A 22,603-nucleotide genomic window follows, 5' to 3' on the forward strand; every position below is an offset into this window, starting at 1 on the left:
GAGGGAATGCAAATCCAGTTTCGAGAGATCGACCAGGTTGCCACTGCTTCGAATGAAATGAGTGCGACAGCCCAGGATGTCGCAAGCAACGCTTCAAGTGCCGCTACGGCTGCCCAAGGTGCTGATGAGGCTGCACAGGACGGTATGACTATCATTCAGCAGAGTACTGAAGAGATCGCCAACCTATGCGAGGAGGTCAGTCGAGCTGTAATCCAGGTTGAGGAGCTTGCCGTCAGCAGCGAGCAGATCGGATCGGTTCTCGATGTTATACGGGGTATCGCAGAGCAAACCAATCTTCTGGCATTGAATGCTGCCATCGAAGCTGCCAGAGCAGGAGAAAGTGGCCGAGGATTTGCTGTTGTTGCAGATGAAGTCAGGGCTCTGGCGCGCAGGACTCAAGATTCCGTCGAGGAGATCCGCCACGTTGTAGAGCAGATCCAAAGCCACACGCGTAGCGTCGTTACGTTGATGCACAACAGTCAGGGTAAGGCGCAGGACAATGCGCGTAGCATTCAGGATGCACTCAAGGCGTTGGATCGTATTGGGCAGGCGGTTTCGGTCATTACGAGCATGAATTTGCAGATCGCAAGCGCAGCGGAGGAGCAGGGCGCCGTGGCGGAGGAGGTGAACCGCAACGTAGCCAATATCAGGACGGTAACCGAATCGCTGACCAACCAAGCTACTCAATCGGCTCAAATGACAGGACAGTTGAACGCACTCACTGTGGAGCAGATGCGGCTCATGGATCACTTTAGGGTTTGACATCGAAGGCGATTCGTAACCTACCGAAATTTATGAGTAAAGTGATATTTTTGCCGTTTTGGATTGGGTTGAACGGTATTGTTTTGGTGCGTGTCGGTGTGATTTCGCACCAGGTCAGTGCTGTGCCTAAATGGCACAGTAAAGCGAGCTGCACAACGCTAATGTGGCCCCGTAGGTTCAAACGGCACCAGCCAACAAAAATGAAGAGGTTAAGCAATGAATCGAGTATTGGGTAAAGTCACCATCATCACTGGTGCAGCACGTGGTCAGGGTGAAGCCCATACCCGTCTGTTCGCAGCGGAAGGTGCAAAAGTCCTCATGACTGACGTTCTTGATGCCGCTGGTACGGCGGTAGCTCAACAGCTGCGTGATGCTGGCCATGATGTCCACTACGTACATATGGATGTCACCTCTGAAGCCGATTGGGTCACTGCAGTTGCGGAAGCTGAGCGTCGCTGGGGACGAGTCGATATTCTGGTCAACAACGCAGGCATTGTCGGCACCATGAAGCCCGCTGACCAAGAGGATTTGAGTGCCTGGAACAAGCTGATTTCCATCAACCAGCAGGGTGTCTTCCTTGGCATTAAACACACCATCCCCGCGATGCGCCGTGCAGGCGGAGGCTCGATTGTGAACATCAGCTCTATCAATGCTGCCGTCGCGGGCCCGGGCGCGTTCTCTTACCAGGCTTCCAAGGGGGCGGTGCGCATGATGACGAAGGCCGCAGCCATGGAGTATGTCGTGGACAACATCCGTGTGAACGCCGTCTGCCCTGGCCAAGTACTCACGCCTATGGCTGAAGAAGAAGGCGAAGAGTCGGTCAAAGCGTTTGTGGCCGCTACGCCTATGAAGCGTGCTGCTCGCTCTGAAGAAGTCAGCTACGGCGTACTGTTCCTGGCCTGTGACGAGTCCAGCTATGTCACTGGCACTGAGCTCTACATCGATGGTGGTTACACTGCTCAGTAATTTGCAAACAGCTTGTTGCGCGGGCCCTTCAGGGCTCGCCTCGGCTAAAGGTTGACGCTTCAAATCTCGATGAGCCTCCTTGCGTGGAGGGTCATCGGACGGACTGCACGCTCTGCTAATTGACGTAAAGTCGCAGAACGGATATTCCGTCACTGTTGCTCTGCTGCGTAGCGTTGCTCGCTGTCAGCGCCAGATCATGCGTGCGATGTGCCCGCTATGCCTTACTACCCTGTCCGGGTGGAGGATCGACATGAACCAAACGAATACAACTAGACAGCATGAAATTGCTGCAGGTTCACTAAGCAAATCTGCCATCATCTCACTCCGAGAACAGTTTCTCGATGACCCTCGCAATACCGATCTGTCCGCATTGAGACCCGTGATTGCCCGCTCATGGCAACGCAGTGTTCTCTGCCAGGTGAGTCCGGCACAAAAAGCGATGGAGCTCATTGCCAAGCCTCAGATCGACGAGCAAATTTTACGTTCCGCTAGCCCCATCCTTACTGAGCTTGAGCGTCTGTGCATAGACTCTCAGGGCATCGTTACACTTTCCGACTCAATAGGAACAATCGCAGATTTCCGTGGCGATCCCCAGATGGTTCGGCGTGCAGAAAAATGCTTCCCAATCTTGGGGGGCTGTATGTCGGAAGACCAGGTCGGCACCAATTCTGAAGGCACTGCGATCGAGGAAGGTGGTGCTGTACAGGTCTGGGGGGCTGAGCATTTCAACGATGCACTGCAGGACATGTATTGCACCTCGGTGCCAATCCGAGACCCGTTGCGACGTTCAATCAGAGGTGTGCTGAGCCTTGCTTTCCCAGAGCGCCTAGTCGTCGGCATGGATCCTCGCTCGATCATGCTGATTCTACAAGGCGCTGCCTCTGAAATTACAAGCGCACTCGCTGCTCGTATGGCTGCCAAAGAGCAGTCCTTGCTCGCGGAGTATCTACGTGAAGTGCGCAAGCGCGGTTCTGAAGCGGTAGTGGCAATGGATGGTCGTACGACCATTGCAAGTCGTGGTGCCATGCAGTTGCTCGATCAGAGCGACTACGCAGTTCTGGCAGGTTACGCGCAGGAAGTACAGGCTTCAGACCGACCAATGGAGCGCGAAATCTGCTGCGGCCCAGACAGAACCCTTCATCTCCAGGTGCGTCCTGTAACTACCGGCGACAGTGAAGCCGGATCGGTCATTCGGTTGCGCAAGGTTGAGTCTCGCACACGCGTGGTGGTACCTCGGGCTACCATTAGCAAGGAACATTTCGAGCATATCGTTGGGAGCAGTTCCACCTTCAAGCGTTCTGTCGAATGTGCCGCAACCGCTGCTAACCGCGAAATTCCTGCATACATTGTGGGTGAGGCTGGTACCGGGAAGAGGTTGCTGGCTGAGGCGCTGGCAGGCCAATTGTCCAACAATATTTCGACCTACGAATGTGGTGCAGTAAGCATAGACAATCCGTTGGATCTTCAAAGGGTTGATGAAGAGCTGAATCAGGGCCTAGCGCTGATTCTGCATGAGGTGGAAAGCCTGCCCGCAATCTTCCGGGATCAGCTTGCAGAGCTGATCTCTTCCAAGGCTCAGCCTCGACTTGTCATGACTGCGAAGAAGGTCACCGATGAGCTTCTGCCATTGATCTCAAGCATGCAGGGCATTGAGATTCAAATGCCTCCGTTGAGGACTCGTCGCGAGGACATCCCTCTTCTTGTCGAGCACTTCCTAGGCCTGCTGCCACAGAAGCGGCGCGCCGGCGCGCGTCTGATGGAGCTCCTGGTTGGTGCTGAGTGGCCTGGAAATGTCCGTCAATTGAAAGAGGTGGTGGAGTCTGCGGCTCTCAAAGCTTCTGGCGGTGAGGTCAAAGTCGAAGACTTGACCGAGTTGCATCGTCGCGCCTTGGCGAGAAGCCGACTGAGCCGACTGCAGAAGGCTGAGCTGGATCAGATCCGTGAAGCCTTGGTTGAAGCCGGGGGCAACCGCCTGAGAGCCGCTGAGATCCTTAGGATTGGTCGATCGACTCTCTATAGGAAGATTGACTCCTATACCAGTCGAGGCTTTGATATCAACGTAAAATGCTGAATTTAGCCTCATGCACCTATAGGGCCGCCCAGTAGGGTGGCCTTTTTATTGGGCTGATTCAGTAGAATTGAACAGAAGATCAATCGCAGCGTCTATTCCCTGGAATGTGGATGGGATGTGGTTGCTTGTTGGATAGAGCAGGCACGCTGAGTAGTAACGCCTCAAACGCATGTCATGGGCGGTCGAGGCGTTCGTTCTCAGCTAAACGTGCAACATGAGTTCGTCGGTTAGTCAGAAGTCATCATCAGGCCTGGTTGTGGCTTCAGCGATGCTGACAGGTAACCATAGCCAAACATAGCGACGATAATCAGCTGTAGCCATATTCCTGAGCCGGGTTCACCACCCGTGAGGTAGTGGAAATTTATTGTGGTAAGCACGGTAAAGCTGACGATCCCAGTTACGGCGACCAGAGGGCAAATCGTGACTTTAAAGCCAAACTGTTTTCGTCGAATGAAGAAATACAATACTGCAATGGCGGTCAGTGACATTAATATAAGCATTGCATAAGTACCCACGCCGCCAACTCTGGCATAGAGTAAGTTGGGATCTGAATTGAGGAAAGCTAGAGTGGCCACGGCCCAGCCAAGGGTGCACGTAAAGCTGGCAATGTATGGCGACTTATGTTTTGGATGGACTTTCGAAAATATCGGAGGAATCGCACCGTTGCGACTGAGCGAATGTATGTACCGTGCGAGGGCATTGTGCGCCGAAAGCAGGCAAGCGATGGCGGAAATTATCAGTATTCCGCGAGTGATGTCGACGCTGGTTTTTCCCAAGTAATTAGGCATGGCATTAAGGAATAGACTGGCAGCGTCCTTTTCGGCTGCGGTCATGACATCATCGATGCCGTAAGCTGTGATTGTAATCCAGGCGCTGAAGGCGTAGAAAATCCCGATGAAGAGCACAGCGCAGTAAGTAACGATAGGTATAGTTATTTCGGGGTTTTTTACTTCGTCCCGATAAACGGCCGTGGATTCGAAGCCGATGAATATTATGATGCTGTAAAGGAATGCTATGGTGAAGTTGCCGTCAAAAAAATGCGTGGGTGATAGCGGCTCGGAGGATATGTGCTGGCTGTCAGTCGATACAGGCACTACCAAATTAAATAGTAGTACGATACCTATCTCTGCGAACATGACGATGGTCAGTACTTTGGCAGAGAGGTCGATACGCAGGTAGGCTAGCGTGCCGGTAATGCCAAAAGCAATAAAGCTCCCTACGTACCACGGTACATTACTGAACCTGAAAACATCAGATAGGAAGTTCGAGAAAACAGGGCCGACTAACGCGATGGTGCAAAAGCCAAGCGTAAAATAAGAGAAGACGGCAACGAATGCTGCTCCTCGTCCAATTTTAATGCCGCACGCTTCGGCGACATAGGCATAAAATGCCCCGGGTTTCGTTACATGTTTTGACATGGTAACGAAGCCGATGCTGAAGGCTAGCATCAAAATGGTGGCTGCTAGGATCAATAGTGGGGCTCCAATCCCCCCGCCTTGAATCACGAAAGGTATTAAGCTACTTACTGAGGTGACAGGAGCTGCAAATGCAAGTACTGAGCAAAGAAGCTCCCATCCGCTCATTTTTCCCTTCAGAGCCTGGGTGCCTAGAGCAAAGTTAGAACAACCACTGCTGGAGGTGCGCGAAGGCTTTACTGCCTCGTCTAAATTTTTCATTGCATCACCGTAGGTAATAGACGTCGGGCGGCAGTTTCCGCATGTGAGGAGGGTTGCTTACTTATAATGGTTTTTTAGCGCCTCACCATGCCGTTTCACGACTATCACCGATCTACCATCGATGCACATCAACCAAAGGGATTAGAGGTGGTTGGGAGTAGGTTCCTGCTAGGGCACATGGGAGGACGCCTAGCACACGCCCGTCAGAAGGGATATCATTTTTGCCCTGCTTTCGACTTGTAGTTTGTCGAAAATGTGCAATACGTGGGTTTTGGCCGTTGGTAGCTCCATACCCAGTTGTGCTGCAATGGACTTGTTCGACTCGCCCGCGACTAAGAGTTCAGCGACTGCACGTTCTTTTGGGGTAAGTTTGTAACGGCTCTCTAGCTCGGCGTCAAGCTCAATTAGCCTGACCGCTGGCAATATTGAGAAGGCATACTGCAAGTATCTGTGAACTTCTTGCAGGTCACCCTTTTGTAGGCTTTCTGTTTTTCCATCTTGCATAAGTAGCGCGGCTGACGCAACAGGGGTTCCGCCCGCGCAAAATAATAAGTCGAGTTCCTCTTGGATTTGGTATTTTCGAAGGAAGGGATGGTATCTCTCCAGTAAGTTATGATCATGCATCTTTCGCGCATTTGATAGCGTCTCGTAATAGGTCTCGCTCTGAATAAGACGGTCTGCGCGGAGCGGGTCGGCATCGTAGTAGATATCGTAATACTCGGCAATCATGCGCTCATCTGCACCCAGCTGAAAATGTGGTGGCTGGCTTGAGTTTTCTTGATACCAAGTGAACACCACTGCCGAACATCCCGTCGTGTTCTTCAGGAAAAGGGTAGTGTTCCTTGCATAGTCATGACATTTACTACTTAGTTCTGTGGTGGGCATAGTTGCGCCTCGTGTTCCGGTGCACAAAAATATAGCGTGGTTGCCATTCTCGCCATTTTATGGTGCAGCTCAAGCTGCTGTATTAGCAATTGAGCGCTCCCCAAGCCCTTAGCACAATGCATGCCACTTACCTCGAAACGTTTGTTCAGCATCATCCTTAAGATTGATGTGCCCGCATTCATAATTCGTTAGCGTGACTGAGAGCTTTCATTATGAAAGTCAGTGCTTTTGTTCTTTCTGGAGGGTATATGTCCTTGATTCATCTCCCAAGCAACTGTTCCATCGAAGAGGTCATTGCTTGCCTTGACTCAGATGGATACTGCATCATTGATAATGCAGTCAGTGATGAGGTCATTGATGCTGTAAATGACCAAATTCAGCCCTATCTGGAGCGTACCCCGGAAGGCGAGAACAATGCGGTTGGCACACTCACACGCCGTTGTGGGGCTGTACCTGCCCGAGCGTGGGCGTCTCACGCCATGGTGATGCATCCAACCGTGCTCGGTGCGACAAGGCAATTCCTGGGGCGGAACGCTTCAGCAGTGCAGTTGAATCTAACGCAGGTGATTTGCATTGACCCTGGCCAAAAAGCCCAATTCCTTCATAGAGACGAAGGAGCCTGGGATTGGTACGACCACTTTCCAGTGAATTTCCATATTGAAGTCAGCACCATTTGGGCTTTGGATGACTTCACGGAGGAAAACGGCGCCACTCGTGTTATTCCTGGTAGTCACAAACATAATCTGCTTCCTCTCAGTTTCACCCAGGCCGACTCCCTTGCAGCAGAAATGAAAAAAGGATCTGTTTTGGTGTATACGGGAAAAACGATTCATGGTGGTGGTGAGAACAAGTCGCAAGCCAGTCGTCGTGCACTCAATATTGATTATTGCGTGGGCTGGGTGCGGCAGGAGGAAAATCAATATCTCTCCATTCCGCTGGAAGTGGCAAAGACGTTTCCTGCAGACTTGCAGCGTTTGATCGGATATGAAATGGGTGGGGCCAGTGTAGGGTACGTACGTGAATACGAGGATCCACGGGTAGCACTCTATCCTGAGGAACCATTTGATCAGACGTTCTTTATGGAGTTGTTAGAGAAAAGTTCTCAATTTTCTAATATCGCGCGCAGCGTCTATAACTACGTAAAAAAATGAGGAGATAGCTGTACCGGTGAGCAACGCCAGCGGGAGTTCAGTAAATTTGGGGGCATATGCCTCCAAATTTTTGCCATTAACGGCTGCCAGTTTTTTTGGCTTCATAGCAAAAAGCCCAAGCTTAAGCTTGGGCTCTCATTGAGCGTAAGCGAGTTATCGAACTACGTTGCGCAGTTTGCCAACTTCACTGATCTCAATCTCGACTACATCGCCAGGCTGCAGCCAAACCGGTGGAGTACGCTTGCTGCCGATACCTTCTGGGGTGCCGGTAGCGATGATGTCGCCAGGAGAAAGCTCCAAAAAGCTAGAGATGAAGGCGACAACGTCAGCAATGGTGAAGATCTGATAGCTGGTGTTCGACGACTGCATCACGTTGCCATTGACGCGAGTCTGAATGTCCAGATTCTGCGGATTGCTGATTTCGTTCAGAGTTACCAAAGCCGGGCCGCATGGGGTTGAGCTATCGATGGCTTTACCTGGCGTCCACTGAGTACCTCGCAGTTGCAGGTCACGAGCGGAGGTGTCGTTGAACACGGTCAGGCCAGCGACGTAGTTCAGAGCATCCTCAGCCGACACGTTGCGGCATGACTTGCCGATGACGATGGCAAGTTCTCCTTCGAAGTCCAGGTTAGGGGTCAGCTTCGAGCAGGCAATGTCGTCTGCAGGGCCAATGAGCGAGGTGTTGAACTTACAGAAGATGTCGGGTGCGGTTGGCAGCTTACGACCAGTTTCTGCTACGTGGTCACGGTAGTTGAGGCCGACACACAGCACTTTGTGGGAATCATGCAGAGGTGGCCCCAGGCGCACCTGCGCAAGGGTGCCAACCGAGGTATCAGGACGAGCTTTGGCAGCGCTGACGAGGGAGTCTTCCAGATTCGAAAGTCTGCCCTGCCAGCTTTCCAGAAGCTTGCGGTTGGTCAGATCGGTCACATCTTTCTCGCCAATGGCGGAAAGCAGTTTTGCGGTATCAAATACCTGATCGTTGATGAGGAGGCCAGGTTGCAGATTGCCTTGATTTTCGTAGCTGACGAGTTTCATTTTTCTGCCTATCGAATAGATTGCTGTGGTGGCCTAAATCACACGTCCACGGTCTCGAGAGCGCTGGTCTCTATTGGTGTCGATTCCTACGCAGCGCCCGCGATATCGCTTAGCCACGGATCAAGCCTTTCCGGATGATCGATCCAATCATCCGGTTAGCCTCAGTGTTTAGTCTTTAACGTCGGCAGGGCGCTTGAGCTCGGCCAGGGTCTCGGTTTTATGCTTAAGACCTTTGATGCGCGGGATCACTTCAGTACCCAGCAGTTCGAAGTGACGGCGGTACTGTTCACGTTGATCAAGGTAGTCAAACGCGAAGTGGATCAGCGTGCCGAAGCCGCCCGAGGCATCGAGATCGCGCTGCAGCTTCTTGATAACGGTGTCAGGAGAACCGACCAGCCATTTCTCACGAGCCAGGTATTCGATGTCGATATCAGCTGCGGTGACTTTGCCCAGCTCAGGCACCATTACTGGCAGGAAGCCGCCTCGCTCGTAGCCAGGCAGCAGCCACTCGCGGTAGGTTTGGCCCATGGCGCCATTGACGGCAAGGTCAATTGCTTCTTCATCGGTGTCGGCAACCAGAATGTTGTGCGCTACGCGCCATTGGTTGCGGTCGGCCTGATGGCCTGCGGCTTCGGCACCCTGCATGTAGCGGTACCAGTGGCCGGCCAGGTATTCACGACCCACGTTGAAGCTCATTGGCAGGTAGCCGTTGCGACCGGCTTCAGTGAGGGTACGGGAGGCAGGGCTAAGGCCCGCCATGGCCAGAGGTGGGCCAGGCTGTTGGAACGGTTCGAAGAACGGGCCCTGTTGTACTGGGTCGTACTCAGGAATTTCGAACTGCCAGTATTTCCCTTCGTACTTGAAGGGCCCCTTGGTTTCCCAAATCTTACGCATAATGTCCACGGCTTCAGCCATCTTTTCAGGCGGATTGGAGTTCCCGTGAATTTTATGGTCGGACGGATAGGCGCCGGCACCCAGGCCGACGATCAGACGGCCTTGGCACATGTGATCGAGCTGCATCAGGCGGTGAGCAAGAGCGACCGGGTTATGGTGGGCTGGGACGTTAGCGCCGGTGCACAGCTTGATCTGCTTGGTTTGGGCGAGCGCGGCGGCCAGATAGAGCTCAGGGCTGCACACAGGCTCCCAACGCATGGTGCTGTGTTCTGCGACCCAAACTTCCGAAAGACCAAATTCATCAGCCCAGCGGATAACTTGCATATCCCAGTCATAGCCATCTTTCAGGCTGGTCTGTGGCAGACGGAATGGCACCAAAAACATACCGATATCCATGAGAACCTCCAACAAAGTTGTATTTGTGTTTTAAAAGCGGCGGGTTGCAATGCAACTTGGCGATGCAGTGAAATTGCAACTCGCCGTATTCGGCCCAGTGAAAGGCGAGATTTGCGAATGTTATTAATCGACGCTGGCGACGGCGATAATTGCATCTGTCAGTCGTTCGGCCATATCCGCTACAACCTGTTTCGTCATTGGTGACGAAAGGGCAACCAAATTGGCAGGGGAGAGCAATACGCCTCGCTCATAAGCGGCCCACCAAAGTTTGTGCTGCATCTCTGTGGTGTATGCGCCGGCTGCTTTTGGGAATGGACGCAGAAGCGAACCTTTTCCTCGAACTTCCCAACCCACTGATGCAACGCGCTCAGCGATCGACAAGCGAGCGTTGTTGCCCAAGTTGTTCATCGTGCTGATGACTTGTGGAGTGAGGAGGCGCAGAGATTCCGCACCTGCAGCCATACTGACGGGATTACCCGAGAAGGTGCCTGCTTGTGGCAATGGGTTCGGCCCGAGAGGATCAAGGTGGCGCATCAGTTCTTCGCGACCAGCGAAAGCGCCAACCGGGAAGCCACCACCAATCAACTTGCCGGTAGTTAGCAGGTCGGGAACCACGCCGTATTCGGCGCATGCCCCGTTGTAACCCAAGCGGAAGCTGATGACTTCGTCGATGATCAGAGCGATGCCGTAACGCGTCGCAAGGTCGCGAGCACCATGGACGAACTGCTGCTCAGCAGCGATCAGCCCTGCGCGGTTCGGCAGCACATCAATGATGATGGCTGCGTAGTAGTTAGGTCTCGAGGATAAAGCTTCCTCAAGGGCCGCCAGATCGTTCAAACCGATGAGGGTTACATCTTTGGTGACGCCTTCAGGAATACCGCGACGGTACTGTGGGCCACCGGTGCTGAGTGCCAGGTCGGAAGACCCGTGGTACCCATTCTTCATCATGATCACACCGTCACGCCCAGTGGCGCCACGAGCAACACGCACAGCGGTCATGACTGCTTCGGTACCAGAGTTGCTGTAGCGTACTTGATCAAGGCCAGGCAGGCGGGCGAGCAGCAGCTCCGCGTGATCCCATTCGTGGGTGTTCGGAATGCCCCAGCAACTACCGGATTTGATCGCACGGGTGGCCGCTTCAACCAGCTGCGGGTGTGCATTACCGTGGATCAAGGTGGTGAAGTTATTGTTGGCGTCGATCAACTCACGACCCCGATCATCCCATACCTTGTAGCCTTCGCCGCGCACGGCGTAAGGCGTGGGAGCGCCAGTGTAGTAGGTGGATCGGCCAAAGCCACCAGGAAGGAGAGGAAGGCCCTTCGCCCCCCGACGGATGTTTGGATCCTCATTCACTTTGCGAGCTTGGTCGCTTTCGTTTTCGATCGCCATGTTGCGCCTGTCTCCGGGAAGAATGACCTGTTGGGTCGACATCGTGGGCTTAGCCTATCCCTGGGATTGGAGGGCAAACTGTGCCGACTTGGGACAAGAGAGGAGAGGGCGTGGAATCGCTTTCTAGTAAGATGCCGGGAGCGAGGAAGGGCGCTTCTTTTTCTGCGTGCTAGAGAGGGTTGAGCTGAAATGCCTAAGCAATAACAAGGACTTGAGGGCGTGTATCAGGTTGGCACAGTTGCAATAAGTGTCCGAGGTTAGCCTAGTCCACGAAGCGAGCACTCGACCGAGTGTCACCTGACTGGTACGAGGAATATGATGTCTACTGCTAACCATAAAGATTTTGCTGAAGCCGTATTGGCTCAACGTCAACGACGGCCGGTGATCGTGCCGCACGTGATTGCTGGTAAAGAGTACTACCATGGCGATCTCATTCAGCGGGAAGATCCAGCCCAGCCTTCGATCATCGTGTCTGGTTGCCACGATGCTCCAGCCGATCTTGTAAATCTCGCTGTTCAAAAGAGCCGTGAAGCTCAGCGCGAATGGGTCAAAGTGCCTTTGCACGAACGTCTTGCTCGTGTAGCCAAGGCCTACGACTACGTTAAAAGCAAGGTTGACGACTGGACTGTCCGAGTAGCAGTTGAAATCGGCAAGACGCAGTCCGGTGCACGTGCAGAGCCCTTGGAAGTCCTGGAAATGCTCAAGTACTACGTTCAGTACGCGAGCCAGCCAGGCGCTTTCGAGGATGAGCGCGAGGAAGATCCATCCGGTCTGGTTAACGCATCGATGCTTCGCCCCTATGGTGTGTTCGGTTTCATCACGCCGTTCAACTATCCCATCGTGCAAGCTGCAGGCCCAACGATTGCTGCGATCATTGCCGGCAATGGCATGGTGATCAAATCCAGTCACCATGGCCCTTGGTCTTGCCATGCTGTCTACGAAATGTGCGCAGCGATGGATCTTCCTGTCGGGCTGGTAAACATCATCCATGGTGCAGATGAGCCTGGTCGCGCGTTGGTAGCGAGCAACGTTGATGGCATGTCCTTCACTGGTTCGGTGTCGGTTGGTCAGGAAATCATTCGTCAGTTCAGCAACGGTGCTTACCCGCGTCCTGTCATTGCTGAGATGGGGGGTAAGAACCCGGTCATCGTGACTGACACTGCAGACCTTGAAATGGCGGCTGACGGTATCGTGTTCTCAGCGTTCGATCTGGTAGGTCAAAAGTGCAGTGCTTTGTCTCGCGTAATCGTTACTCCGAAAGCCTACGACCGACTGGTTGAGTTGGTAGCAGAACGTCGCGCGAAGCTGAAGATTGCTGACCCTGTCGTAGAGGGTAGCTTCGGTGGCCCCGTTGTTGAGCGCCGGGCCGTGCAGCGTTTCGAGAACGTCGTGGCGCAGGCGAAGAAGGGTGGTTTCCGCATTGACGGCGGTGACGTTCTGAATCTCGATGGTTATTTCGTTGACGCTACGGTGATATCGGGCGTTCCAGTCGATCATGAGCTCGCTGTCACCGAGTACTTCCTGCCGCTGGTATCGATCAGCGTGGTTCCAGACTTTGCGTCCGCATTGGCTGCTGCGAACGCAACTTCGATGGGCCTGACTGCTGGTATCTACACCGGCGACATCGAAGAAGCACGCACCTTCTTGCGTGAGATCGAAGCTGGTTGTGTGAACGTGAACGTTCCTGGTCACGCGACCACCGGCTGGTGGCCGGGCCCACAAGCCTTCGGTGGCTGGAAAGCGAGTGGTTCCACTGGCAGGCAGGCCCTCGGCAAGTGGTATGTCCAGCAGTTTGCTCGTCAGCAAAGCCGTAAAACCGTAGCGGCGCTGGAGTCGCTGCTCGGCGAGTAACCATAACCCCGGGTGAAAGGAGGGCTTCCACCCGGGCTGAAACTAGCTCACTCTCTCTTTGTTGCGATCGAGAGAGTTTCAAGGCTGGCGAGAATGCCGCTCTCGTGAGGCCTTCAGGATGAAAAAAAATAAGTCATAGGCCTGCGTGCGAGATAGGCCTCCCTGAATAGTTTTCCTGCCATAAATGCTTCGTCTGAAGGCGAAGTGACAAAAAACTCTCACAGGTAAATGAAGATGAGCTCAGTGCTGAACCATTCACAACAGACAGGGGAGTTGTCTGAACTGGTGACGGATGCACCTAAAACTGATTTCAAGCTCAAGGGTAATATGGGTACCTTTGATTTGCTCTTTACGGTGCTGGCATTCAGCGCCCCATTGGGCGTGGTGTTCGGTTTTTTGTCGTATAATATTAGCTTCGGTATTGGCGTGCCGATTGCGTTTCTCGGCGCTACCGTGCTTATGATGCTATTCGCACTCGGCTTTACTAATATGACGCGTCGAGTGCCACGTCCAGGTGCATTCTATACTTACATCACAGAAGGTCTTGGCAAGAAAATCGGGTTGGGCGCCTCGTTCCTTGCACTTATCACCTATAGCTTCAATATCGTTTCAGCTATTGTCCTGGCTGGGGTGGCAGTAAATAATTTTCTTGCAAGCTTCTCCATTGACAGCGGAACCCCATGGTGGGTGTGGTCGATCTTGATGCTCACGGCCGTATGGGTCATGAGTTACTTCAATGTCGAATTCTCAGCAAAACTTCTTTCTCGGCTGCTGGTGCTAGAAATCATTGCAATCATTATATTTGACACGGTTGTGTTGTTTAATGGTGGCCCCGAAGGGCATACTTTTATACCTTGGACGCCAACGAGCTTAATTGAACCAAAAGTTGGGTTGCTGCTGTTGTTCTGTGTAGGCTTGTTCAATGGCTTTGAAGCTACCGCGATCTATAGAGATGAAGTGCGTGATCCGGTCAATACCATTCCGCGAGCAACGTATCTTGCTATTTTGTTCCTCGGTATATTCTATGCAATTTCTTCATATAGCCTGATCATTTCCGCAGGAGTTTCAAACGCAGTCGCGAATGCTCAAGCTAACCCCGCTGGCATGATGCCAGATGCGATACTTAAGTATTTTGGCGCGATGGCTAACCAGATTGTGAGTGTGCTTTTGCTGACCAGTATGTTTGCGGGTTCTCTTTCTCTCCAGAATATTTTGTCACGATATACACACTCCTTGAGTGTAGACGGAATATTCCCGCGGGCACTAGCAACAGTGCACCCAAAGCATGGTTCGCCGTATGTATCCGCTGTGGTTGTCGGTGCTGTGATCCTGGCCGCAATTCTTATTTTGGTACTTACAGGAACCAAGGAAACTGCGCTTTACGGGGCTGCTGGTGGTATTGCGTTTTATGGAATGCTCCAGTTGCTTTTCTTGACATCTGTGGCAGTGTTGATCTTTTTCCGAAGGAAGGATCAGGCTGGCGGCTTCTGGAAGACTTTTGTTGCTCCTCTGGTCGCCGCCATTGGCATTGGTGCTGTCCTCGTAACAGCCACTCGTAATATTGAGCTTCTGATTGATGCTCCCCCTGCGGTACTTTGGTCGCTGGTCGCGATGACCTATGCCTCAATCGGTTTGGGTGTTGTCCTTGCTTTTGTGCTTAAAGTTCGTGGTTCCCCCGTCTACGAGCGAATTGGTCGTCGAGTCGACTGATTAAAATTTCCAGCTCCCTGAGAATTGGCTCAGGGAGATTTACCTTGTTTTGTCCTCTGATAACAGGTGCATATTATGTCTGCCCGTGGCACTCTTTTGATCGCTCCTCATCAATTTCCTCATCTTGAGCGTGAGCACAAACTCGCTGAAGAGTTTGGCATGAAGCTTGTGGCTGCTGCTGATCAACAAGCTTTTACTGCTGGAATGGCGGACGCTGAAGTCGTCATGGTCACACCTTACGGCAAGGTGACCGAGGCTGAGTTCGCACAGATGACGCGATGCAAAGCCGTAGTTCGATATGGCATCGGGTACGACAACATCGATGTCAAAGCTGCTGCAAAGGTTGGTGTGCCAGTCTCAATCGTCCCTGACGCTTCTTCAGAAGAGGTTGCAGCCCATGCGCTGGCGATGGGTGTAGCTTTGGCTCGCCGTTTGCCACATGGCCAGGCTTCGATCGAGAACAACGGCTGGGCAGGAACGATTGCTTACGACACCCCAAAGTTCGCCAACCTGGAAGTGGGCATTGTCGGTATGGGTCGGATCGGGCGCCTGACTGCCAAATGGTGGGCCGCCTTGGGCGTAAAAGTCAAAGCCTACGATCCTTTCGCTAAGTTCGACGATTACCCTCAGGCATCGCTGCAGGACATTCTTGAACAGTCTGATGTTGTCTCGCTGCATTTACCCCTGAATGCTGACACGCGCGACATGATCAGCGCTGATGTGTTGAAACGTATGCGTAACAACGCCGTGATCGTGAACGTGTCGCGCGGCGGTCTGATTGATGAGGCAGCTTTGGCCCATGCTCTGCGCACAGGTGAGATCGCTGGTGCCGCTTTGGATGTGTTTGCGAAAGAACCGCTGCCACAAGATAACCCTCTGCGTGGCGCACCGAACCTTATCATCACTCCGCACATCGCTTGGAGATCCACTACCTCGATCGGTGCGCTTCAAGATGGCGCAATTGACCGGGCTCGTCGTGCCCTGACCGGCAAGCAGCTTCCCGACGTTGTCAGCTGATTCTCTGGGGGAGGCGCGTTGTTAGCTCATCGCGCCTTCGTGAAGGCGACTTTCATTACTAGGTCTGACGTAACATAGGTCTTGGTTCCCAGAGCTGATGTTCACTTCTGGTAAGTCAAAGGCATGGAATTTCCATGTCTATCATATTTTCTTTGTCATCAATATGGTTGAGTCTCGCCCATGTTGGGGCAGATCGGAACTCAAAGGCGCGCATAATGAGTTATGGCCTTGAGTTTGAGCGCAGTGCCTCATTTTCTCGTCAATGTGTTTTGCTGGAGAGTTTGGGCATATTGAAGCCCGAATAGAATCAGATAAGCGGAGGTTGGCATGAGTTCCATCGTCAACTTGGGGCGTACTAAACCTCTGCTTATATTTTCACCCTCTTTGCATAGCAAGCTCTCTGTTAATTGGTCGGCGGAGAATTGCTATGCTTTTTTATCTGTTGTGATTGCCGAGGGCGTTGTTTCAAGTAGTGCTTGGTTGTCCGGTTTGGGGCTGCTTGGTTTTTGGTAATCGGTTAAAATTGATACATTCGCTCTCAGTTTCTTCGTTTACTCTTAATGTGCTTCATGCACTGGGTCACGGATGTTATGGCCATGCGTGAGGCAGACACTGCGCTTTACTCACATTTTGCCAGGGGGCGGAAATTCCAATCCCTGGTTTCTTTTATGTGATCCAATATTTTAGGCTACGATAGGGCATTCAATATTTGCTGTTCGCTGCATGCGTTTAGCGTGTGGACAGGCGGCCCACAACATGGAGTGGTGGAAAGATGAAAATACCGCGAATTGAGCAGCTGATTTTTTTGCCTGGTGCATCGGGGCGAATTGAGTTCTGGCAGCCTTTGGCTGACGCGTTGGAGTATTCCGGAGAGGAGATTTTTTTCGGGTATCCGGGATTTGGAGGCGTGCCCGATGCCCCAGGAATTAAGGGGCTCTCTGATGTCGTCGAAAGGGTTGTATCACTGATCGATAAACCCACTGCACTGATAGCTCAATCCATGGGTGGTGTTGTGGCAGTACAAGCCGCCAATGCACGGCCAGACCTGGTCTCTCACTTGGTATTAGCAGTGACATCGGGGGGGCTTGACATGAGTGCTTTTAGTGCTCGAGACTGGCGGGCTGACTTCGCGGGGCAGTATTATTCCCCTGACTGGTTTACGCGTTTCTCATCTGACCTCAGTGAGGAAATTAGTCGCCTTCGTGCTCGAACCTTACTGCTCTGGGGTGACCAAGACCCATACAGCCCGGTGGCAGTTGGACGCAAGCTCGCCTCTTTAATACCTGTGTCAGAGCTGCATATCCTGCCTGGAGGTGATCATGATTTGGGATGCTGCAAGGCCGATGAGATCTCGGCCTTGGTCGACTTGCACCTCATGTCATGACTCGCGATCCTCAGGGTATTTCCCTGCTTCAGTTGACCTTTTCTCAAGTATCCTGGCGACCCCGTAAACAAGACATCCTGCAAGTGCCATTGCTGCACCAACGTAGCCTGTCGAAGTCCAACCCCAGCCGGCGTTGATGGCGAGCCCACAGATCCATGGGCCAAGCGCGTTTGCAAAGTTGAGGGCGGCATGGTTCGAAGCAGCAACCAACGATTGGCCGTGTTTGCTGACATCCATGAGCCTCATTTGAAGGGCGGGAGTGAGTGCCACCATGCAGCCCAACATTAGCGCGCCAAACGTGATCCCTGTCATCGACCTCGATAGCAAAGGGAATGCAAAAAGTGCGACAACACTGAAGATCATCACTTGGTTTACAGCGAGGAATTTGTATTTATCATATAGCCAGCCACCGGCAAGGTTGCCGATCATGGTTCCGATACCAAAGACCGCAAGCATCGGCGCAATCCAGTTTTCGCCGAGTCCGGTGACATGCAGTACGGTTGGTGCAAGGTAGCTGTAGACCCCGAACATGCCCGAGAAGCCGATGGCCCCAATAGCCAGAGCCAGCCATACCTGGGTGCTCTTGAACGATGCGATCTCCGCCTTGAAATCCATCCGAGCTTCATTCTCCACGTTAGGGGCGTGGCGGTAGAGCAAGATCAGGCTCAGAACGCTCAAGACGGTGATGCTGCCAAATACCCATCGCCAGCCGAGCGCCTGGCCCAGATATGTCGCCCCTGGTGCTCCAAACAAAATGGCTGCAGTGACGCCGAGCAAAATACGACTGACCGCTTTTCCTCGTTTGTTAAACGGTGCCATCGAAGCGGCAATCGTCGCGGCAACGCCAAAGTATGCCGCATGAGGGAAGCCTGCTATCAGGCGTGAGAGCAAAAGTGTTTCATAGTTCGGAGCGAGCAGGCTGAGTGCGTTAGAAACGGTGTAGATCCCGAGTAGGAACAGGATCAGATTCCGTTTCTTAAGGTAGACGCCAACAAACACCATAATAGGTGCGCCGATGACTACGCCCAGCGCGTAAGCGCTGATTAGGTGTGCAACGGTTGTTTCTGGCCTAGCAAAGGCGGCGGACAGGTTAGAGAGCAATCCCATTACCGCAAATTCGCCAGTACATAGCGAAAACACGCCAAGAATCAGGGCGAGCTCTACAAGGGCCTTTTGATTTCTGAAGATCGACAAAGCACATACCTCACAAGGTAACGAGCAAAGCCGCACAGTAGAGGCAGAACTGTACAAGTACGGTTTTTTAGGCGCTCGGTGCGCCCAGCGCTCAAAGCTGGCTAAAACAAGATAAGCGTGTTCAAGGCTTTTGTGTATTTTGTGCCAGTGACCTTGACTCGGGCGCAAGTTAACATACGGGCGCAGGCTCTTGAAGGGGAGCGAGACGTTGTGCTGAAACTCATTGGTGTTCACGGCTGATAATTTTATTTTATCATTCGTTTGCGAAGCTTCTGAGGCATGCCAAGAGTAGTGCTGCAGATGCGGGTTTCGAACTCCTGGCTTGCATTAACTGTCAATGTTTTAGCTAAAAGGCGGGAACATTTCTTCTGGGTTAGGTTCTTGTGCGGTGGTTGCTGGATGCAGTCCTTCTTCTACTATTTCAATCCAATGCTTTACGGGTCGTTTTCTGGCGCCACTTAAGTGGGTTTGGCAACCAATATTGGCCGTGACGATTTGGTCGGGCTTTCCACTTTCTAATGCCTTAAGCTTGTTTTCACGTAATTTAGTTGATAGTTCAGGCTGCGTAATTGAGTAAGTGCCTGCTGAGCCGCAGCACAAGTGGCCGTCTGGAACATTTGTCATTGTGAAACCAAAGCGGCTGAGAATGTTTTCGACCGCTCCCCCTAAATTTTGTGCGTGTTGAAGGGTGCAGGGACAGTGGAAAGCGATGCGCTGGGTTGCGCTAATTTTCAAGTTTTCGATTGGCTCAGCTCGAATCACTTCAGCAAGATCCTTAGCTATAGAGCTGACGACCCTTGCTTTTTCTGCATAGAGTGCATCTTCTTCCAGCAAATGGCCGTAATCACGAACGAATGCGCCGCAACCGCTTGCTGTTTGGACAATTGCCTCGACCCCTTTCTGTATTGCTGGCCACCATGCATCAATGTTTCTTTTGGCTCGCTCTAAACCCCTGGCTTGTGCGTTCAGGTGGTAATCAACAGCCCCGCAGCATCCGGCTTCTGGTGCGTTAATCACCGAAATTCCCAGTCTATCAAGCACCCTGGCGGCAGCCGCATTCGTGTTCGGTGATAAGGTTGGTTGAACACAACCTTCCAGCATCAAGACCTTGCGATCTTGATGTGCACGAGGCCTTGGCTTTGGTGCGGTGGGCAAGGATGGCAATTTGCGTTTCAAGCTCTCTGGTAGTAACGGCCTGAGAACCATCCCTGTTGAGCATAAGGCCTTGAACAGTGCAGGGCGTGGAATGACTGCTCGGATGCCAGCACGTAATGCCCTCTCGAGGAGCGGCCTTGGAACTTCTGCCTCGACAACGCTCCGACCGATATCCAGGAGATTATGATATTGCACACCTGAAGGGCAGGTTGTTTCACAGTTTCGGCATGACAAGCATCGATCTAGGTGCTTTTGGGTTTTAGCAGTTACTTCGTTGCCTTCAAGTACCTGTTTGATGAGATATATGCGGCCTCGCGGCCCATCGAGTTCATCACCTAATAACTGGTAGGTTGGGCATGTTGCTGTGCAAAAGCCGCAGTGCACACAGGAACGGAGGATTTTTTCAGCTTCTTCTGCTCTTGGCAGATTTTTGGCTTCTTGACTAAGTACGGTCTGCATGTGATGTCCTACGCCTCCGAACCGACGCGGCCAGGGTTAAAAATGTTCTGAGGGTCGAACTGATTCTTTAAGTTTTTCTGGTATTTCATCAGCGCCTTGGAGATCGGGTGCAGTGATGAGTCACCTTGGGCATAAAGCGTCGCGTGCCCCCCTAGATGCTCCACAACCTCACGGATTGCATCGGCGCTTTCATTCGTTTTCAGCCATCGTTGGGATCCTCCCCAGTCCAAGATCTGCTTCCCTGGAACAATGTACGGGGAGACATTGCTTGGCAGCGAAAGGCGCCACAAAGGTTCTGAGCTTTTGAAAAAGTCTGTCTCGTGTTCGCGCAAATCTCTCCAGAAGCCGTTATCGAGAGGTTCACCTCCGAGCATGCTCAACGCAGATTTGACAGAACCATCCCCGCCCTCGATACGCAAGTGGAGCAGCGAGCCGTCATGGCATGCGGCGCTGATAGGAATTGGCTGCTGCCCCCAGCGAGCAAGGTTGGCGAGAGCCTGAGCGGGATCCATATTGAGGGACAAGCTCGCAGAAGCACGAGGCTTAGGCAGCACTTTTAGGGAGACTTCAGCGATGACGCCGAGGGTGCCAAAACTTCCCGCCATCAGTCGTGAGAGGTCGTAACCTGCAACGTTCTTCATCACCTCACCGCCGAAGCGTAGTAGCTTGCCGTTCCCGATGATCACTTGGACACCGAGTACATAGTCCCTCACTGCTCCTGCCCAAGGACGGCGTGGGCCAGATAGCCCGGAGGCAACCATTCCGCCGACGGTTGCATCTGGCCCGAAATGCGGTGGCTCGAAGGGAAGCATCTGACCGGCATGATCCAATGCCGCTTCGATCTCCCACAACGACGTACCGGCACGAGCTGTGATTACGAGCTCGGTTGGATCGTAATTGACAATGCCGCGATGAATGCGCGTGTCCAGCACTTCGCCAGAGACGTGGCCGCCAAGCATACGTTTGCTGTTGCTGCCTTGGATGCGAAGTGGGATGTCTTCGTTAAGGGCGTAATTGACCTGTTCGAGAAGATCAGCGCTGTTGTCGTGATCGTATTGCATCAGAAGCGCTCCAACTCAGGAAAGGGCAGATTGCCGTGGTGGATATGCATTGAGCCGAACTCAGCACATCGATTCAGCGTTGGAATGTTCTTTCCTGGATTGAGCAAATTGTGTCGGTCGAAGGCGTTTTTCACTGCGTGCATTAGGGTGATCTCGTCACCGTTGAACTGAGCGCACATTTGGTTGATCTTTTCTCGTCCTACGCCGTGCTCGCCTGTGATGCTCCCGCCCACTTCAACACACAGCTCAAGGATTTTTCCTCCGAGCGCTTCAGCGCGTTCCAGTTCGCCTTCTTGGTTGGCATCGAAGAGGATCAGGGGGTGCATATTTCCGTCGCCCGCGTGGAATACGTTAGCTACTCGCAAACCGTACTCATTGGAAAGCTCCTCGATTCCATTGAGAACGCGAGGAAGCTGTCGACGTGGAATGGTTCCATCCATGCAGTAGTAGTCAGGAGAGATCCTGCCTACGGCAGGGAAGGCGTTCTTCCTGCCGGCCCAGAAACGTGTTCTTTCTGCTTCATCGCGAGCGATCCGGACTTCGGTTGCGCCGGCTGATTCCAGAATGGTTTTGACGCGGTCGCAGTCTTCCTGCACATCTGCTTCAGCGCCGTCCAGCTCGCACAGCAACATGGCTGCCGCTTCGACTGGATAGCCAGCATGGATGAAGTCCTCGCTGGCCCGTATAGAGAGGTTGTCCATCATCTCCAGTCCCCCGGGAATGATGCCGGCGGCAATGATGTCAGCAACTGCTACCCCTGCTTTTTTTACTGAGTCGAAGCTCGCAAGCAGCACTCGCGCAACCTGGGGTTTCGGAAGAAGTTTGACCGTCACTTCCGTGATGACGCCGAGCATCCCTTCAGATCCTGTGAAGAGAGCTAGCAGGTCAAGACCAGGGCTATCTAGCGCATCGCTACCAAACGTAAGTGCCTCGCCCTCGATAGTGAGGATGTTGACCTTCAGGATGTTGTTAACGGTCAGCCCGTATTTCAAGCAATGCACACCGCCCGCGTTTTCAGCTACGTTACCGCCGATGGAGCACGCAATTTGTGAAGAGGGGTCAGGCGCGTAATACAGATCAAAAGGTGCCGCAGCTTGAGAGATAGCTAGGTTGCGAACACCTGGCTGAACCTTGGCAAACCGACCATGCGGATTCACCTCAATGATCTGGTTGAATCTTGCCATCACGAGAAGAATGCCTCGCTCGTGCGGCAAGGCGCCACCCGACAGTCCTGTACCAGCTCCGCGAGCCACTATAGGGACACGGAGCTGAAAGCAGGTTTTCAGGATGGTTTGCACCTGATCAATCCTGGTGGGGATCACGACCAGCAAAGGCATGACTCGATAGGCCGATAGGCCGTCGCATTCATAAGGTGTGAGCTCCTCGGTTGAGGAGAGTATTTCGAGGTCAGGCAGGGCTCTGGACAGCTGGTCGAGCACCTGTATTTTGTCGATGCTGGGTAACGCACCATCGACACGCTCATCATGGAGAATGTTCATCGCGCACTCGCGTTCGGCTTTTGTTCTTGTGTGATTTCGGCCCCT

Annotated in this window: 17 protein-coding genes and 1 pseudogene; 9 read left to right on the forward strand and 9 right to left on the reverse strand. The window is 52.8% G+C overall.

From position 1 onward, the window contains the following. Nucleotides 1-216: 216 nt before the first annotated feature. From I8746_RS27520 to I8746_RS09200, 3 genes and pseudogenes are all read left to right on the forward strand, one after another. Nucleotides 217-762: pseudogene (locus I8746_RS27520) on the forward strand (methyl-accepting chemotaxis protein); the annotation flags it as partial. A 216-nt stretch (nucleotides 763-978) separates the two neighbouring features. Then, nucleotides 979-1,728 carry a glucose 1-dehydrogenase gene (locus I8746_RS09195; protein ID WP_221100485.1) on the forward strand — a complete coding sequence of 250 codons (750 nt, stop codon included), beginning with the start codon at nucleotides 979-981 and terminating at the stop codon, nucleotides 1,726-1,728. 250 nt (nucleotides 1,729-1,978) lie between these two features. Further along, nucleotides 1,979-3,799, forward strand: coding sequence for a sigma-54-dependent Fis family transcriptional regulator (locus tag I8746_RS09200; protein WP_221100486.1), 1,821 nt, complete (start codon nucleotides 1,979-1,981; stop codon nucleotides 3,797-3,799). 227 nt (nucleotides 3,800-4,026) lie between these two features. Here the strand turns inward: I8746_RS09200 and I8746_RS09205 are convergent, their stop codons facing one another. Both I8746_RS09205 and I8746_RS09210 read right to left on the reverse strand, forming a co-directional pair. Next, nucleotides 4,027-5,475 carry an APC family permease gene (locus I8746_RS09205; protein WP_221100487.1) on the reverse strand — a complete coding sequence of 483 codons (1,449 nt, stop codon included), beginning with the start codon at nucleotides 5,473-5,475 and terminating at the stop codon, nucleotides 4,027-4,029. Between the two features lie 189 nt (nucleotides 5,476-5,664). After that, complete coding sequence (locus tag I8746_RS09210; RefSeq protein ID WP_221100488.1) at nucleotides 5,665-6,360, reverse strand: helix-turn-helix transcriptional regulator; 696 nt, start codon at nucleotides 6,358-6,360, stop codon at nucleotides 5,665-5,667. A 248-nt stretch (nucleotides 6,361-6,608) separates the two neighbouring features. On the opposite strand from I8746_RS09210, the gene I8746_RS09215 reads away from it, so the two are divergent. Continuing rightward, nucleotides 6,609-7,511, forward strand: a complete 903-nt coding sequence (locus I8746_RS09215; protein WP_221100489.1) for a phytanoyl-CoA dioxygenase family protein — start codon at nucleotides 6,609-6,611, stop codon at nucleotides 7,509-7,511. Nucleotides 7,512-7,664: 153 nt separating this feature from the next. On the opposite strand, the gene I8746_RS09220 is transcribed toward I8746_RS09215, so the two are convergent. From I8746_RS09220 to I8746_RS09230, 3 genes are all read right to left on the reverse strand, one after another. Next, entirely contained in the window at nucleotides 7,665-8,549 is an 885-nt protein-coding gene (locus I8746_RS09220) for a fumarylacetoacetate hydrolase family protein (RefSeq protein WP_221100490.1), read from the reverse strand. Nucleotides 8,550-8,717: 168 nt separating this feature from the next. Further along, nucleotides 8,718-9,839 carry an LLM class flavin-dependent oxidoreductase gene (locus I8746_RS09225; RefSeq protein WP_119688848.1) on the reverse strand — a complete coding sequence of 374 codons (1,122 nt, stop codon included), beginning with the start codon at nucleotides 9,837-9,839 and terminating at the stop codon, nucleotides 8,718-8,720. A 123-nt stretch (nucleotides 9,840-9,962) separates the two neighbouring features. Beyond that, nucleotides 9,963-11,228: an aspartate aminotransferase family protein gene (locus I8746_RS09230; RefSeq protein WP_221100491.1), complete on the reverse strand. Its 1,266-nt coding sequence runs from the start codon at nucleotides 11,226-11,228 to the stop codon at nucleotides 9,963-9,965. 318 nt (nucleotides 11,229-11,546) lie between these two features. Between I8746_RS09230 and I8746_RS09235 the strand changes: the two genes are divergently transcribed. The 5 genes from I8746_RS09235 to I8746_RS09255 all read left to right on the forward strand — a co-directional run bounded on the left by I8746_RS09235 (nucleotide 11,547) and on the right by I8746_RS09255 (nucleotide 17,190). Next, nucleotides 11,547-13,079, forward strand: a complete 1,533-nt coding sequence (locus I8746_RS09235; protein ID WP_221100492.1) for an aldehyde dehydrogenase family protein — start codon at nucleotides 11,547-11,549, stop codon at nucleotides 13,077-13,079. Nucleotides 13,080-13,313: 234 nt separating this feature from the next. Next, nucleotides 13,314-14,789: an APC family permease gene (locus tag I8746_RS09240; protein ID WP_221100493.1), complete on the forward strand. Its 1,476-nt coding sequence runs from the start codon at nucleotides 13,314-13,316 to the stop codon at nucleotides 14,787-14,789. Nucleotides 14,790-14,864: 75 nt separating this feature from the next. After that, entirely contained in the window at nucleotides 14,865-15,806 is a 942-nt protein-coding gene (locus tag I8746_RS09245; RefSeq protein WP_221100494.1) for a C-terminal binding protein, read from the forward strand. A 327-nt stretch (nucleotides 15,807-16,133) separates the two neighbouring features. After that, complete coding sequence (locus I8746_RS09250) at nucleotides 16,134-16,319, forward strand: hypothetical protein (RefSeq protein ID WP_221100495.1); 186 nt, start codon at nucleotides 16,134-16,136, stop codon at nucleotides 16,317-16,319. A gap of 259 nt (nucleotides 16,320-16,578) precedes the next feature. Continuing rightward, the gene (locus I8746_RS09255) at nucleotides 16,579-17,190 is read left to right on the forward strand and encodes an alpha/beta fold hydrolase (RefSeq protein WP_221100496.1); all 612 of its coding nucleotides are present in this window, start codon (nucleotides 16,579-16,581) and stop codon (nucleotides 17,188-17,190) included. On the opposite strand, the gene I8746_RS09260 is transcribed toward I8746_RS09255, so the two are convergent. The 4 genes from I8746_RS09260 to glcD form a co-directional block, all read right to left on the reverse strand. Beyond that, entirely contained in the window at nucleotides 17,185-18,618 is a 1,434-nt protein-coding gene (locus I8746_RS09260) for an MFS transporter (RefSeq protein ID WP_311044811.1), read from the reverse strand. The two genes, I8746_RS09255 and I8746_RS09260, sit on opposite strands and share 6 nt — an antisense overlap. A 108-nt stretch (nucleotides 18,619-18,726) precedes the next feature. Further along, nucleotides 18,727-19,998, reverse strand: a complete 1,272-nt coding sequence (glcF, locus tag I8746_RS09265; protein ID WP_221100497.1) for a glycolate oxidase subunit GlcF — start codon at nucleotides 19,996-19,998, stop codon at nucleotides 18,727-18,729. Between the two features lie 8 nt (nucleotides 19,999-20,006). After that, entirely contained in the window at nucleotides 20,007-21,059 is a 1,053-nt protein-coding gene (gene glcE / locus I8746_RS09270) for a glycolate oxidase subunit GlcE (protein WP_221100498.1), read from the reverse strand. After that, nucleotides 21,059-22,558: a glycolate oxidase subunit GlcD gene (gene glcD, locus I8746_RS09275; protein WP_221100499.1), complete on the reverse strand. Its 1,500-nt coding sequence runs from the start codon at nucleotides 22,556-22,558 to the stop codon at nucleotides 21,059-21,061. The genes glcE and glcD overlap by 1 nt, the downstream gene beginning before the upstream one ends. Between the last annotated feature and the right edge of the window lie 45 nt (nucleotides 22,559-22,603).

This window comes from Pseudomonas sp. USTB-Z (assembly GCF_019691255.1).
Taxonomy (GTDB): domain Bacteria; phylum Pseudomonadota; class Gammaproteobacteria; order Pseudomonadales; family Pseudomonadaceae; genus Aquipseudomonas; species Aquipseudomonas alloputida.

Bases quoted from the DNA above. Each gene is read 5' to 3' on its own strand.
- I8746_RS09195 (WP_221100485.1), top strand. From the start codon at position 979: ATGAATCGAGTATTGGGTAAAGTCACCATCATCACTGGTGCAGCACGT.
- I8746_RS09200 (WP_221100486.1), top strand. From the start codon at position 1,979: ATGAACCAAACGAATACAACTAGACAGCATGAAATTGCTGCAGGTTCA.
- I8746_RS09205 (WP_221100487.1), bottom strand. From the start codon at position 5,475: ATGAAAAATTTAGACGAGGCAGTAAAGCCTTCGCGCACCTCCAGCAGT.
- I8746_RS09210 (WP_221100488.1), bottom strand. From the start codon at position 6,360: ATGCCCACCACAGAACTAAGTAGTAAATGTCATGACTATGCAAGGAAC.
- I8746_RS09215 (WP_221100489.1), top strand. From the start codon at position 6,609: ATGTCCTTGATTCATCTCCCAAGCAACTGTTCCATCGAAGAGGTCATT.
- I8746_RS09220 (WP_221100490.1), bottom strand. From the start codon at position 8,549: ATGAAACTCGTCAGCTACGAAAATCAAGGCAATCTGCAACCTGGCCTC.
- I8746_RS09225 (WP_119688848.1), bottom strand. From the start codon at position 9,839: ATGGATATCGGTATGTTTTTGGTGCCATTCCGTCTGCCACAGACCAGC.
- I8746_RS09230 (WP_221100491.1), bottom strand. From the start codon at position 11,228: ATGGCGATCGAAAACGAAAGCGACCAAGCTCGCAAAGTGAATGAGGAT.
- I8746_RS09235 (WP_221100492.1), top strand. From the start codon at position 11,547: ATGTCTACTGCTAACCATAAAGATTTTGCTGAAGCCGTATTGGCTCAA.
- I8746_RS09240 (WP_221100493.1), top strand. From the start codon at position 13,314: ATGAGCTCAGTGCTGAACCATTCACAACAGACAGGGGAGTTGTCTGAA.
- I8746_RS09245 (WP_221100494.1), top strand. From the start codon at position 14,865: ATGTCTGCCCGTGGCACTCTTTTGATCGCTCCTCATCAATTTCCTCAT.
- I8746_RS09250 (WP_221100495.1), top strand. From the start codon at position 16,134: ATGAGTTCCATCGTCAACTTGGGGCGTACTAAACCTCTGCTTATATTT.
- I8746_RS09255 (WP_221100496.1), top strand. From the start codon at position 16,579: ATGAAAATACCGCGAATTGAGCAGCTGATTTTTTTGCCTGGTGCATCG.
- glcF (WP_221100497.1), bottom strand. From the start codon at position 19,998: ATGCAGACCGTACTTAGTCAAGAAGCCAAAAATCTGCCAAGAGCAGAA.
- glcE (WP_221100498.1), bottom strand. From the start codon at position 21,059: ATGCAATACGATCACGACAACAGCGCTGATCTTCTCGAACAGGTCAAT.
- glcD (WP_221100499.1), bottom strand. From the start codon at position 22,558: ATGAACATTCTCCATGATGAGCGTGTCGATGGTGCGTTACCCAGCATC.